This is a genomic window from Ochrobactrum sp. AN78 (genome assembly GCF_029909885.1).
Classification (GTDB): Bacteria; Pseudomonadota; Alphaproteobacteria; order Rhizobiales; family Rhizobiaceae; genus Brucella; species Brucella quorumnocens.
Window position 1 is genome coordinate 128,493 of sequence record NZ_JASAMU010000003.1, and the last position, 14,072, is coordinate 142,564.

Sequence of the window (14,072 nt, forward strand, 5' to 3'; positions counted from 1 at the left end):
CGAAATCCGGTTCCCACTTTTCGGGATGCGCTCTAAATGAAAAAGGCGGCAAGAGTGCCGCCTTTTTTAAATCCCAATCAAAGGCTGGACCATCCGCATCAGCCAGCTCTGGAATTTGAGCGGGGCATCAGTCACCGCAAGACATATGCAATCACCACCGGGTGACGCAATCGGCTGATGCACCAGATCGGCATCTGCCTCTTCGATATCCCCACGCGCAAAAAGGCCAGTTCCGTCGTGAAAACTACCGCTGAGTACCAGCGTCAACTCGCGTCCGCCATGACCATGTTCAGGCACTGGCTTGCCAGCGGGAATTCTGAGCAAGCGCACATTGGTTTCACCATCATTGATCGCAATAGGCACCTGATAGGCGCCACGCCCAAGCGATTTCCATTTCAGATCTGGCAGATCGCCACCGACATAAGATCGAAGAGGCTCCGGCAGAATTGCGGGTGTTGCAATGGGAGCTGAGGTTTTTGTTGGCTTTGGTTCGCGCAGGGATGGGTTTGCAAGCTTGCTTTTAATAGCGCCCCACGAACCCTCTTTGATTTCTTGTGGTTCGACGGTGTCCAGAAGCTGCCCGCCGATATGCTCAAAATGATTCAAACGCGAACGACATGCAGGGCAAAGCGCCAGATGTGTTGCGACAGCAATGCTCCAGCCTTCGGCAAGAGTGCCTGTAGCATAGCTTGAAAGAAGTTCGTCGCTAAGATGATGGTTGATATTCATCAGCGTTCTCCCGAATTATCGAGCGCTGCGCGCAATTTGGTGAACGCGAGCCGCAAGCGGGATTTTACCGTTCCCAAGGGGAGGTTGAGCTTCTTTGCTATGGCGCTATGTGTACTTTCTTCGAAATAAGCCAGTTCCAGCAAAGCACATTGTTCTTTCGGCAGGTCGGCCATGGCAGCACGCAATTGGCTCGCCGATTGTTGCTCCGCAATCTTCACATCGGCGGGTTGCTCCTCGTCAGGCACAAAGGCAGGGTCTGTGGAATCAAACTCTGGTCGGCGGGTGCGACGTATCGCATCAATGCGTTGATTGCGTGCAATCCTGAAAATCCAGGTCGACAAGGCTCCCTTTGAATAATCGAACTGGTCTGCCTTGTTCCAGACCGTAATCATTGTTTCTTGCATCAATTCTTCCGCTGTTTGCGTATCGGCAGACAGTTTGGCCATATAGGCTTTAACGCGCGGTGCGAAATGTTTGAAAATCGCCTCAAATGCGTCCACGTCACGCCGAGAACTGACCGCCAGCATCAATTCCTCCAGAGAGGGCTGATTTTCAGAAGCAGTCCGTTCGTTCATCCCTATTGAATCCCGTATGCTCAAACGTGGCAATGCCAGAAGCTGCAAATTGCGCTGTGCTTTCTTGTGCCACGTCTGTGAGCCGAAGGAAACGTTTGTATTCATGAAGCCTCATACGAAGGCTTTCTGAAATTGGATCACACAGCAGGGTAAGAGGCTTCAGTTTATTGTTTTTAAAGGTCTCGGTTCCGCAATTGGATGGCGCTCAACATATTGGCCGCGTTCGAGCAGCAATGTGGTGGCTTTATCGTAATTGACAGCTTTTGAAAAAGCATAACCCTGACCCAACTGGCACCCCATCTGCTGGAGCGTTTCGGCGAGAGCCATGGTCTCTACACCCTCTGCGACCAGCTTGATTTTCAGGTCGCCAGCGATCTGCACAATGCCTTTCACAATCGCCACACTCGGGTCGCCCGGCGCGAGCCTGCACACAAACGACTTATCGATTTTAATGATATCGACGGGAACGGTGAGGAGATGAGCCAAAGCGGCAAAGCCTGTGCCAAAATCGTCAAGCGCGATGCGGACGCCTAGCAAACGGAGGTTTCGAATGCCCGATGCGACAACATCATCTCGTTGGCCGATATAGGCGTTTTCTGTCACTTCGATAATAAGATGGCTGAGTGGCACATCGTAGCGACCAAAGGTCTTTGAAATGAAGGCAGCAAGATCGCCCACATAGAAGTCGGCCGCCGTGACGTTTACACCGACATGCTGAACTGGCAGTCCCATGTCGAGCCAGCGCCGTATGTCCTGCGCGACGATCGTGAGCATATACTGTGTTATCTCGGATGCGATATGCACATCCGAGAACGACTCCTGAAATACCGACGCTGGCAGTATGTCGCCAGACTTTGTGGTCATGCGGCTCAGTGCTTCAAAGCCGATAACTTCTCTCGTATCGAGCCGCATCAAAGGCTGATAATGGGCGGTGATGCGCTTTTCATCGAGTGCTTCGCGCACTTCCCGTATTGAATTGCGTCGATGGACGATGCGCGTGTCGACATTGGGCTGATAACGCACAAACCCGCCGCGCGCATTTTCTTTGGCGTGATAGAGCGCAAAATCAGCATTGCGTCGTACGATCAGCGGTTGTGTGTCTTGCGCAGCGAGAACTGCGCCGCCGATTGTCACGCGGGGCAGGATTGTCTGGCCGTCAAATTCGACGGGCGAGGAGAGTGCACTGAAAATCAGTTCTGCAGTCTGGTCAAGGTCATAAAGCGCGTTATGGCTCTGGATGACGACTGTAAACTCGTCACCGCCAGTACGGAAGGTGATGTCTGGTGCCATTGATGCTGAAATGCGGCTTGCGATGGTGTTAATCAGAAAATCGCCGACTTCATGGCCAAAGGTATCGTTTGTGACCTTCAGATTGTCGATATCGATGACAAACAACGCCCAACTCCCCGCCAATTCACAGCGCAATTGTGAAAGGGCGTCGTCGAAGGCGGCGCGATTGGGAAGCGCTGTCTGCTCGTCAACAGTCGCCCGGCGCTCATAATTGAGAATGCGCATTTCGCGCGCCATCGCGAGATTACAGAGAGTTGCACCTGTATCGATGACTTCTCTTTCGTAAGCCGAGGGCATGTGTTTTTTGTGAAAATAGACGGCCAGCGCGCCGACTACATCTCCCGCTTCGTTGTGCACTGGCACTGAACTGCACGCGAGCAAACCAAATGGCAGCACGCATTTTTTGTATGTTGCCCATTTCGGATCATTCTCGATGTCGTCAACACTAATGGGAGCGTTATGATAAATCGCGCTTCCGCAAGAGCCTACTTCTGGTCCGACAACGGTTCCGTCAAGCACGTCGCTATAACTGTCGGGGATGCTGGGTGCTGCAAGCAAATGCATCATGCCTGCGCTATCGACAGAACAAACCATCGCACTGGCATCTGCGATCAGCGTCTCCATTTCAAGACACAGCCGCATAAGCGTCTGCTTCAGAGGCTTACCCCTTGCGATCAGCTCAAGAACAGAGTTCTGGAATTTAAGCACACGGGTTCCCCATAGTTCTTTTGTTTGCGTGCGTTCTGTCAGTCTGCACGCTATAGCCTTTTTCGGAGGCCTGTCTTTAGAGAACGTCTATTATAGTTACTTGTCTTTATTATTTCAGCCCGGGAACTGACGATAACACTCTTCAGCGATCTGGCGCAGCTGATCGCGCGATATTTCTCCGCTTACTGCGTAACCGAGTTCGCCGTCGATCCAGTAGAAGGTTTCCACCCCATCGTTTGAGGCAAAACGGAAGCTCGTGTCACGATTTTCGGGATTTCGGCCGACAATAACTGAAAGACGTTTTCCGGTCGCATCTTCATACATGAAGAACGCCCCGGGTTTGCTATCGACAGGCAGAAGTCGGCCGCCGACAAGCTGAAAGCCAAGTGCGTTGAGATCAGGAACTTTAAAGTCGGGAATATCAAGCCTTTTCCCGAGCCATGTTGCCAGATGTGCCTCTTCCTCGGAGAAGACTTCGACCGGATGGCGCACTTCGCTTGCATAGACAAGGTAAGCGGCCTGTGCCTGTTCCGGCAGGGTTTCCACATTTGCAATCTGTCTTGGCTCGTCATAGAGGCGAGAGCCCATAAAGCCGCCAATACAACCGATGGCCAAGGCGGTCAGGATAGATGCGGCAATTGCCCCGCGATATTGCCAATTGTGTTGTTTGGTCGTTGAGCGGATCAGTCCGACATCACTGGTTTTTTCGAGCGCATAACCGCCAAATAGCTGTCTGATGCCCTCGTTCTGCTTGCGCCATTCCTCAACCAATGCGGCCTGTTCGGGGTTGTTCTGAAGAGCTTTGGCGATACGAGCTCTTTCGTCATCGGACAATTGATCATCCACGAAACTAAGGAGTTCCACTTCACTTATCGGAGAGTTGCGTTGCGTCATTTGTTTCTCCGAAGCGTTACGACATTTGCGCCGTTCATGTGTTCCCCAAGGCGTTGCCGTGCACGCGAAAGGCGCGACATGACCGTGCCAACGGGGATTTTAAGTATCCCCGCTGCCTCGCCATAGCTGTACCCCTCGACAACAACCAACATCAACACTGCGCGATTATCTTCTGACAGACTGTTGATTGCCACTTCAAGCTGCTGCAATTGAAATGGATCTTCGTCCGTGGTGGCGGCGCTTATGTTCTCGGCTGCGTCCAGCGTTTCATACTGGGTGCGCGCTTTGCTTTTATATCTGTTTCGATAAAGATTGGTCATGATCGTGAGTATCCACCCACGCAGATTGAGGCCACGCCATTGGCCGCGCCGAGATAGCGCTTTGGTCACGCAGTCCTGCAGCAAATCCTCGCCCTCGGCATCGGATTTTGCAAGACTACGCGAATAGCGCCGCATGATCGGCAGGAGGGCCAGAAGCTGGCCCTCAAAACTGTCGGGAGTGGGGCGGGTCACATCAGCCTCATGGCTTTGCGACGTGCCAGACTCCACTAACGCCATCTCCAGTGACGTCGCCGGCCTTTTTGTCCTTTATCCAGTAGTAAAGCGGCATTCCATCTTTCGCCCATTGCTCGCTACCATCCTTACGCTTCACAAGAGTATATGCGCCAGAAGCTTTGTCGCCTTTTGCTGCCATAAATGGCGGCCAGTTGGTTGCACAAGTATCATAGCAGCTCGACATGCCTTTACTGTCTTTGTCAAAAGTGTAGAGCGTCATGCTTTTTGCGCCCGTTAGTACCGAGCCTTTGGAGCTGTCCATTGTCTTGACTGCGGGGGCGGCCAATACGGAAGATGCCGCCACCGCCGCAATTGCAAGAACAGACATAAACGTTGCGGTTTTCATGATTACCTCACACGAGTTTCCAATCGCGAGATGCGATATGACGTAAGACAATCGGAAGGCCTATTTTATTCCCGTAACTCGAATAAATATACGATTTTCTGACCTAACTCATTCTTTAGTAAGGGGAAAATTAGAGGTGCTTTGATTTTACCCAATTACACGCTATATATGTAGCTACTTATATTATAGATAGCTATACAATGCCTAAGGCCAAGCAAGAACTCGAAGCCGCATTCACGATGGGCCTTTCCACGGCAGCCCGGAAAATGCGCAACCTTTTCGACTCCCGCGTGCGTGAGCGGGGCCTGACACTTGCGCGTGCCCGTGTGCTTCTGCTTCTTGCGGAACAAAGAGATTGGAACCAACGTGAACTGGCAGATGCACTCGAAATCGAGCACCCGTCTGTGGTTCGTCTGCTCGATGGTTTGGAAAAGCAGGGGCTTATTTATCGTGCTGCAGTAGAAGGGGATCGGCGCGCCAAGCGCATTGAGCTCACGGATGAAGCACAGGCACAGGTCAAGCAGCTTCAGGATGTCACTCAAGCCATCCGTGCAGAACTCTTGCAACGGATCGACCAGAAGTCACTTGAAACCGCACTCTCCGTTCTTCACGAAATCAGCCAGACCGTTGAAACGGCGCTGACTGAAAAAGCCAAGTGATGCGCGATGTCGGACAGAAGCGACGATAAACCGACAGCAACGAACGAGCCACCTTCCACGGCGCAGGCTGCAGCGCCCGCGGTTCCGCATATGCCGGTTTATATGTCTGCAATCTATATTGCAGCGTCGGTCCTCATGTGGTCGACACGTGGCCTGAGCATGTATTTCATTTCGGCCAACACGCAGCAGATACAGGGTTCGCTCGGCGCGACATTGACCGAAACCTCGTGGCTGATTGCGGCCTATATGGCGCCCTATGCGAGCCTCACCATTTTGCTGGTCAAGATACGCACACAGTTTGGGCTTCGCCGTTTTGCTGAAATCGCTATCGCAATCTTTCTCGCGTCATCACTTCTACATTTGCTGGTCTATGATATCTGGTCGGCCATTCCAATCCGGTTCATCGCTGGCGCTGCTGCCGCTCCCGTTTCGACCATCGGTTTTCTCTATATGCTCGAGGCCTTTCCGCCTGCTAAGAAGATGACCTGGGGTCTAAGTCTTGCGCTCACCTGTTCTGCGGCGGCAGGTCCGTTCGCGCGTGTGATTTCGCCGATGTTGTTTGATATCGGGCAATGGCAGCAGCTTTATATGGTCGAAATCGGTCTTTCGCTTGCCGCCTTTTCTGTGGTGTACGTTTTACCGATGACGCAGGTTCCACGCGCAAAAGTGCTACATTGGCTGGATTTTGTCGCCTATGGATTGATTGCCATCGGCTTCGGCCTTCTGGCTGTCATTCTCGTCCAGGGCAAAAATTATTGGTGGTTCGAAGCGCCTTGGATTGGCGTCTGCCTCGCCATTTCTATCGCAGCTCTTGCCTGCGCTGTGGCGATTGAAGTTAACCGCGAACAGCCGCTGATGAACCTTCATTGGCTATTTTCGCCGGAAATTCTGCGCTTCACACTGATCTTGTTCGTGTTTCGCATTGTACTGGCCGAGCAGACAACTGGTGCTGTGGGGCTGTTTCAGGCATTTGGCCTGCAGGATGGCCAAAGTCAGGGGCTTTATCTTATCATCCTTGCTGCATCGCTGGCGGGTGGCCTTGTGTGTGGCATGTGGATGAGCCTTGAGCGCGTCTCGACCATCTTCGGACTGGCGTTGATCTTCATCGCAATTGGCGCATTTATGGATAGCCATGCGACCAATCTGACACGGCCACACAATGCCTATCTCAGTCAGGCATTGATTGCTTTTGGTGGCGCATTGTTTCTGCCTCCGGCTATGCTGACAGGCATCAGCAAGGCGATGAAGCAGGGGCCAACTTACATGACGAGCTTCATCGTCATCTTCCTGTTCACGCAGAATATTGGTGGTCTGATTGGCTCAGCGGTGTTCAGCACATTCATTTCGATCCGCGAGAAGTATCATTCGGCTCATCTGGTCGAACAGCTCGTGATGTCTAATCCGGTGGTTGCGCAGCGTGTTCAGGCGCTTTCAGGCAGCTATTCAAAGGTCCTCGCCGATCAGGGGCTGACCAAGGCCGAAGGGCTGGTTCTTCTCGGTCAGCAGGTCACACGCGAAGCAACGGTGCTGTCTTACAATGATGCATTTCTTGCGATTTCAGTCATTGCGGTTTTCTCGCTCGGATGTCTGATCGCCTATCGACTTTTTGAAAATATGCAAATCCGCCGCCATCCAGAAGTGACGGCAAGTTAATTTAATCGACGAGTGTTTGAACATGTCAGTTGGAAAACAATATATTCGCGGCGGCTTAGCCCTTATCATCGGCCTTGCAGGCGTTTTGATGGTTCTTTGGGCGTGGCAATTGCCGCCATTCAAGCACAGTGTCGAGACGACGGATAATGCCTATGTCCGTGGACAGGTAACAATCATCAGCCCACAAGTCGCAGGCTATGTAACCAAGGTCGATGCGAACGATTATCAGGTGGTCAAGCAGGGGCAGCTTCTGTTTGAGATCGACAGCCGAAGCTACCAGCAAAAGCTGGATCAGGCAGAGGCATCGCTTGCCACCAAGAAGGCGGCGCTGGCCAATTCACAGCAAAGCCAACGTTCCGCTGAAGCAATAATTCAGTCGCGGCAGGCACAGATTTCAGGCGCTAATGCTGCTTTGGAAGTTGCGCAGGCCAATGCCAAGCGTGTTGAAGCCTTGCTGCCTCGTGGTGTAACGACGCAAAGTTCCGCAGATACTGCGCATGGCACTTTGCTTCAGGCGCAGGCAACAGTTGCGGAAGCCGAAGCCGCTCTGGCTGTCGCAAAGCAAGATCTTCAATCCATTATCGTTAATCGTGAGAGCCTTAACGCCGATATCGCCAGCGCGGAAGCTACGGTAGAACTTGCAAAGATAGATCTTCAGAATACCAGGATCATTGCCCCGCGTGATGGTAAGCTGGGTGAAGTTGGTGTTCGTCTCGGACAATATGTGACGGCGGGCACTCAGCTTGTCTCGCTGGTGCCCAACACCAAATGGGTTATTGCAAACTTCAAAGAAACCCAGCTTTACGGCATGAAGGTTGGTCAGCCTGTGACCTTTACGGTTGATGCGCTGCGTCATGCCGAACTAAGGGGCCACTTGGAGGCATTTGCGCCAGCAGCCGGATCGGAATTCAGCGTTATCAAATCCGATAATGCCACCGGCAATTTCACCAAGATTACCCAGCGATTGTCCGTGCGCATAGCCATAGATAACGGCCAGCCGGATGCCGATCTGCTGGCACCTGGCATGTCTGTCGTGGTTCGGGTCGATACTGCGGCGAATTAGCAAGCCCACCGATTAGCCGTGGCTGGCATCATTTGGCACCAACGGCGTGACCTTTTTGATCTTGTCGCGATGGAATATGAACAGTCCGGCAAGCACGATGATGGCGGCTCCGATGAGGGTTTGCTGATCGGGCAAGTCGTTGAAAAACATCCATCCGAAAATGATCGCCCAAAGTAACAGCGTATATTGCAACGGTGCCAGTTCAGATGCCGGGGCAAGCTTGAGTGCGCGGGTGATCAGCAAATGTGCAAGACAAGCAACGATCCCGAGCAGTAGCAAGGCCAGCAACTCGCCTGTGGTGAACGGGGTCCAATGCCCAATGCTGAGGACTGCGCCAACAACAAGACAGCCCAATGTCTGCCACGTCACCAGCGTTGCATCGGGCGTCGAACGTAGCACGCGGCCAAGTACAAGCGTCATAGCAAAAGAAATACTACCGAGAAGACCGAACACTGACGGCCATGAGAGCATCGCCGAAGAGGGGCGCAGAGCGATGATGACGCCGATGAAGCCGATGAAGACGGCAAGCCAACGCCGCCAGCCGATACGTTCACCAAGCAGGAAATGGGAGAGTGCTGCAACATAGATTGGTCCGGCCATGTAGAAGGTCATGACGTCGGCCAAGGGGAGGAATGTAACGGCCGCGTAGAACAAGGCGGTATCAGCAGTTGCCAAAACGACGCGTGCCAGCTGCAGCGAAGGCTGTTGTACTTGAAACAGTACCGTGATTGGCTGTCGTGACAACATCGGGCCGAGCACAAAGAACGCGCCAAAGGAGCGGATCAACAAAACTTGACCGACTGAAAAACTCGCCACAAGCCATTTGCCCATGGCGTCGTTCAAAGCGAACATGAAATCGCCGAGCAGCATCAAAAGAATGCCAGCCAATACAGCGTTGCCGCCCACGGCTAAAGCCGCTTTTTTGTTCATGATTTAGGGGTGCTCCGACCACTGGTTCAACGCGTTCTCGCGCGCAAATCCATTGCTGAAGTTTGCCGGATAATCTCGCTGCATGTTTGAATGAGAACTGCTTACTCCTCGCATTATGCCTTTGCAAGATGGTCGGTGCCTAACGCACCTCAGAACAAGCCTTCTCAAGTGGCTCGCCGTGAGCTATAGCGGCTTCGCTTCACTGTGAGGTCATCATGAATTCTGGAAACGCTGAGTCGAAGCCGATCTTCGGGATTGCACTCGCCTCCGCAGGTTACGCCTGCTTCGCTCTGCAAGACGCCATCGTCAAATGGCTCGTTGCCGATTATGCGGTTCCGCAAATTCTTTTCATGCGAAGCCTCGTCATTGTGATCATCACCGGTAGCCTTGCTTGGCGCCTTGGTCATCCTTCCGTCTTCAAAAGCAAATATCGTAATACGCTTGTTCTGCGGGCTGGTTTGATGCTGCTTGCCTGGCTGCTCTTTTATAATGCAGCTCGCCATCTCGGCCTTGCGGAACTGACGACGCTCTATTTCTCAGCACCGATTATGGTGATGTTCCTGTCGATCTTCATTCTCAAAGAAAAGATTGGGGTGGGGCGCTGGGTTGCGTGTTTTGGAGGGTTCGTGGGCGTACTCATCGCCGCCAACCCGACCCATTCGCCACATCTGATACCCGCTGCGATGTGCGTGGTCGCAGGCTTTTGCTGGGCTTTGAGCACGATCCTTATCCGCCTTGTCAGCAGAACCGAGACAACTTTGACCCAGATGTGGGCGACGAGTTTGCTGTTTGGTATCGCTTGCGCGGTTTCCTTCCCATGGGTCTGGAAGACACCCGACGCATCAGCGTGGGTCTTGATGATTGGCCTTGGTCTTGTTGCAACGGTTGGACAATATCTTCTTTATGAAGGTTTCCGTCATGCGCCAGCCTCGGCGCTTGCACCAACAGAGTTCACCGGTCTTATCTGGGCATTCCTCTACGGTTATGCGATCTGGGCAGAAGTTCCGGCATCAAATGTTGCATTCGGAGCGGTGTTGATTGTCTGCTCCAGCCTTGTGCTTGTCGCGTGGGAGAAGAGGGCGGTACGAGTGCGCGCCGTCCAGCCAGGTTGATGGGCAACGCACCGCTTCAAATGTGCTTTCGGGTTGATATTCAAAGAGGCATGCTTTTCGGTTGAGAAAGTTTGATGTATCGACGCACATCACTGGAGACCGAAATGCTAACCACGTCCTCTCAAGATTCGGTACTAAAACAACGCTTTGAGAAACATCGATCAGAATTAACCCGTTCTGAGTTGGCTGTTATCGAGCACTTGTTGTCGATGCCAGTCGAAGAAATGATATTTCAGAACGCTGAAGATATTGCTTCCAAGAGCGGAACCAGTGATGCGACGGTTATCCGTGCTGCCCGGCGTCTGGGGTTTAGCGGCCTGCCGGAATTGAAGCGGCTTTGCAGTCGCCCGATTGCCAAGACGCAGCCAACGACGGAGCGCCTCTCGCAGCGCTTTCGTGCCACAGGCGATGACCTATCGGTCATCAAAACGCGCGTTTTTGAAACGGCGCGCGAAATTGTAACCTCCACCGAAGAAAAGCTGGAAGCCAATGCGCTTGCGCAGGCAATGCAGGTGCTTGAGCAAGCTGACACCATTTGGTGCATCGGTATCGGTCGTTCCGAAGTTGAAGCAAAGCATTGCTCCATAGCATTGAGCCGTGTTGGTTTGCGAACACGGGTCAGTGGCGAGGCTGGTTTTTCGCTTGCTAATGAGCTGATCGATTTGCGTTCGGGCGATGTGATTGTGCTGTTTCATGCAACACGTGAAACCAAAGAATTTAAGCTCATCCTTGATCAGTTTGCAGGAATAGGCTGCCACGTTATCCTCGTTTGCGGCGTACAGCTCCGTGATGCTTATCAGGACAAGGTGGCTGCGGTTTTGTGCTGTGTCGGCTCTGCGACAGGGCTTGCCAGCTGGACTGTTGGCGCCATCGTCGTTTCCGAGACTTTGGCCTATAGTATTGCGACAAAAAACCAACAGCGAGCGCTAGACACAAAAAAGAAATTGGCTGATTTTCGAAGCCGTCTGGCGTAAATCATCTGCGCTGGCGCGTTGTTGGTGTTGAGAAAACTATTTAATATCAGCTAATTATGTCGATCTCGCTTGGGCTGTTCACTGCCGGGGGCTTTTTCTAACATCGCAATCCTGCCCTCATCGAAAAAAGATGAGGAATATGGTAATGTTTATTGAAATTCTCACTTCAGTAATGTAGTAGTCACAACATTGCCGCAATCGGCGGTGACCCAATTCCTGTTTTTGAGGCGCAGCAGATGAAACGTTATCCTGAGATATTGTCCTGACATAACGTCATGACAGCAGGGCATTTTGTCTGACCTGCAACGCTTCCAGTTTCCTTCCGAAAATCAATGTCCAAATGCAAAACGCCGTTTTGCAGTGGCCACGTGCAACCTTTTTCCGCTTCGAGGAACTTCGATGGTTCGCTATCGCAATATCGCCAGAGCAGCCCTGTTGACTTCAGCTGCCGTTCTTCCCTTCCATGCATTCGCTCAGGATACCGATAGTGGCCAAAAGGTCGATGCGGGCAGTGGAATTGTGCTGGATGCCATTACGGTGGTGGGAAACTGGCTTGATACGCCAAACAAGGAAAAGATGCTCAAGCATCCGGGTGCGCGAACGATTGTCGACCGCAAAGAGTTTGAGGAACGTGGCGCGCAGGATATTCGCGACGCACTCAATCAGATCCCCGGCGTCCAGGTGCAGGAAAGCAATGGCACTGGCGGCAGCGATGTTTCGTTAAATCTCGGTGTTCGCGGTTTGACATCGCGTCTGTCGCCGCGCTCGACGGTTCTGATGGACGGTATCCCACTGTCATATGCGCCTTATGGACAGCCGCAGTTGTCGCTGTTTCCGCTGACTTTGGGCAATGTGGAGACGATTGACGTCGTCCGTGGTGCAGGCTCGGTGCGCTATGGTCCGCAGAATGTTGGCGGCATCATCAATTTCGCCACCCACCCAATTCCAGAAGATTTCACAGCGCGTTTCTCGGCAGGTGCGGAGATGAATGGCGGCACTAAGGCAACACCTAGCGTGCTGATCGGTGGCACCAATGCTGACGGTTTTGGCGCAGCTCTTCTTTATTCCGGTATTCATGGCACGGGTTATCGCGACAGCAACGATCGCACCGATATTGATGACCTCATCCTGAAGGGCAAATATGAGCTCTCGGACACGGATACGCTGAGCGTTCAGTATCACCATTATACTGGCAAGGGTAAAATGCCGGGCGGGCTTACAACCGCTGAATTCGCAGACGACCCTTTCCAGTCAACGCGCCGATATGATGAATTCACCGGACGCCGTAACGATATTTCTCTGCGTTATCAGCACAATGATGGCGTCAACAATCTCGAAATTCTTGGCTATTACGTCAGTTCATTCCGTGGCAGCCATGTTGAGCAGCAGGGCACAGGCGTAAACGCAGGACGCTATCGTCTGACATCTGCACCACGTGATTATTCATATTACGGCATTGAGCCGCGTTATTCGCGTGTGATTGAACTGGGTGACACAACCCATGAAGTCACAGTTGGGTATCGCTATCTCTCCGAAGAAAGCTCGGAAGTTGCAGCGCGAACGGCATTTTATAACCGTGCATCGGGCGTCAATCCTTACGCGCTTCCCATGAACACCTATCAGACGAGCGACGGCGGATCGACCGCACACGCTGTCTATATCGATGACAAGATCCAGTATGGAAACTGGACGATCACGCCGGGTGTTCGTTATGAGATGATCAGCACCAACAACACAGTGACCGATTTCAGCAACGGCACCGTGACGGGTCAGAAATCACCAGAGCTGAATGCCAAAGAAGCACTGCCAACGCTTTCGGTTGCCTACCAGGTCAACGATGTCTGGAGTGTCTTTGCAAATGCTGGCGTGTCTTTTGGCCCGCAGCAATATAGCCAGCTGGCTTCGACAACCGAAGGTCTCCAGCCTGAAAAAGCGAAGACCTATGAAGTCGGGACGCATTACGAAGGCGACAGCCTGAGTGCCGAGTTTACCGCCTTCTACATCGACTTTGACAAGGAACTTTATCTGGGCCGCACGATTGTTGGAGAGGGCATCTGGACCAATCTTGGTGCAACCGAACACAACGGTATTGAAGCTGCGGCTCGTTATGATCTTGGCGGAGTTTCGCAAGCGCTTGAAGGCCTGTCGATTTATGGCAATTATACCTACACGCAGGCAACCTATAGCGCAGGTGCGTTCAAGGGGAAGGATCTTCCGTTCTACTCTCGCCACACTGGAATGATCGGTGCGAGTTACCGTTACGAGGATTGGTTGTTCAACGCTGACGTGACTGCCCAATCCAAGCAGCGCTCCCCGGGGACTGCAACGGATGGCGCAACCTATGTGACCGAAGAGGATGCAACGGGCCGGCTTGGCGATATTCCGGGTTATGGGCTGGTCAATCTTCGCGTTGCTTATCAGCCCGAGGATATGAAATACGCTCCAAAATTCGCCTTTGGTGTTAAGAACCTTTTTAACAAAGAGTATTTCACGCGGGCGACCGACAACAATGGCGGCAAATTCGTCGGTCAACCACGGACATTCTTTGTGAATGCATCGGTTACATTCTAAGAGCTGAAAATCAT

At 52.5% G+C, this 14,072-nt stretch carries 13 protein-coding genes; 6 read left to right on the plus strand and 7 right to left on the minus strand.

Annotation, left to right across the window (positions count from 1 at the left end; all coding sequences use genetic code 11):
* Positions 1-66: 66 nt before the first annotated feature.
* From QBD00_RS07340 to QBD00_RS07365, 6 genes are all read right to left on the minus strand, one after another.
* On the minus strand, positions 67-729 hold the full coding sequence (locus tag QBD00_RS07340) for a ChrR family anti-sigma-E factor (RefSeq protein WP_151092715.1): 663 nt from the start codon (positions 727-729) through the stop codon (positions 67-69).
* Positions 729-1,304, minus strand: a complete 576-nt coding sequence (locus QBD00_RS07345) for a sigma-70 family RNA polymerase sigma factor (RefSeq protein ID WP_318579286.1) — start codon at positions 1,302-1,304, stop codon at positions 729-731. The genes QBD00_RS07340 and QBD00_RS07345 overlap by 1 nt, the downstream gene beginning before the upstream one ends.
* 159 nt (positions 1,305-1,463) lie before the next feature.
* Positions 1,464-3,302 (minus strand): GGDEF and EAL domain-containing protein, encoded by a 1,839-nt coding sequence (locus QBD00_RS07350; protein WP_318579057.1) that lies wholly within the window; start codon positions 3,300-3,302, stop codon positions 1,464-1,466.
* A 114-nt stretch (positions 3,303-3,416) separates the two neighbouring features.
* Positions 3,417-4,196 (minus strand): anti-sigma factor, encoded by a 780-nt coding sequence (locus tag QBD00_RS07355; protein ID WP_318579058.1) that lies wholly within the window; start codon positions 4,194-4,196, stop codon positions 3,417-3,419.
* The gene (locus QBD00_RS07360; protein ID WP_318579059.1) at positions 4,193-4,744 is read right to left on the minus strand and encodes an RNA polymerase sigma factor; all 552 of its coding nucleotides are present in this window, start codon (positions 4,742-4,744) and stop codon (positions 4,193-4,195) included. Before QBD00_RS07360 ends, QBD00_RS07355 begins: the two co-directional genes overlap by 4 nt.
* Positions 4,716-5,096, minus strand: coding sequence for a hypothetical protein (locus QBD00_RS07365; protein WP_318579060.1), 381 nt, complete (start codon positions 5,094-5,096; stop codon positions 4,716-4,718). Before QBD00_RS07365 ends, QBD00_RS07360 begins: the two co-directional genes overlap by 29 nt.
* A gap of 200 nt (positions 5,097-5,296) precedes the next feature.
* Between QBD00_RS07365 and QBD00_RS07370 the strand changes: the two genes are divergently transcribed.
* The 3 genes from QBD00_RS07370 to QBD00_RS07380 are packed head-to-tail and all read left to right on the plus strand — an operon-like array spanning position 5,297 to position 8,471.
* A complete protein-coding gene (locus QBD00_RS07370) occupies positions 5,297-5,755 on the plus strand; it encodes a MarR family winged helix-turn-helix transcriptional regulator (RefSeq protein WP_151092725.1) in 459 nt (152 codons plus the stop codon).
* Positions 5,756-5,761: 6 nt separating this feature from the next.
* The gene (locus QBD00_RS07375; RefSeq protein WP_412534998.1) at positions 5,762-7,408 is read left to right on the plus strand and encodes an MFS transporter; all 1,647 of its coding nucleotides are present in this window, start codon (positions 5,762-5,764) and stop codon (positions 7,406-7,408) included.
* A gap of 22 nt (positions 7,409-7,430) precedes the next feature.
* Complete coding sequence (locus QBD00_RS07380) at positions 7,431-8,471, plus strand: HlyD family secretion protein (RefSeq protein ID WP_318579061.1); 1,041 nt, start codon at positions 7,431-7,433, stop codon at positions 8,469-8,471.
* Between the two features lie 12 nt (positions 8,472-8,483).
* On the opposite strand, the gene QBD00_RS07385 is transcribed toward QBD00_RS07380, so the two are convergent.
* Positions 8,484-9,401 carry a DMT family transporter gene (locus tag QBD00_RS07385; protein ID WP_318579062.1) on the minus strand — a complete coding sequence of 306 codons (918 nt, stop codon included), beginning with the start codon at positions 9,399-9,401 and terminating at the stop codon, positions 8,484-8,486.
* A gap of 215 nt (positions 9,402-9,616) precedes the next feature.
* Here QBD00_RS07385 and QBD00_RS07390 point away from each other — a divergent pair, with 215 nt between their 5' ends.
* The 3 genes from QBD00_RS07390 to QBD00_RS07400 all read left to right on the plus strand — a co-directional run bounded on the left by QBD00_RS07390 (position 9,617) and on the right by QBD00_RS07400 (position 14,058).
* Positions 9,617-10,513, plus strand: coding sequence for a DMT family transporter (locus QBD00_RS07390; protein ID WP_151092733.1), 897 nt, complete (start codon positions 9,617-9,619; stop codon positions 10,511-10,513).
* A 104-nt stretch (positions 10,514-10,617) separates the two neighbouring features.
* Positions 10,618-11,487: a MurR/RpiR family transcriptional regulator gene (locus tag QBD00_RS07395; RefSeq protein WP_318579063.1), complete on the plus strand. Its 870-nt coding sequence runs from the start codon at positions 10,618-10,620 to the stop codon at positions 11,485-11,487.
* A 399-nt stretch (positions 11,488-11,886) separates the two neighbouring features.
* Positions 11,887-14,058 (plus strand): TonB-dependent siderophore receptor, encoded by a 2,172-nt coding sequence (locus QBD00_RS07400; RefSeq protein ID WP_318579064.1) that lies wholly within the window; start codon positions 11,887-11,889, stop codon positions 14,056-14,058.
* Positions 14,059-14,072: the final 14 nt, after the last annotated feature.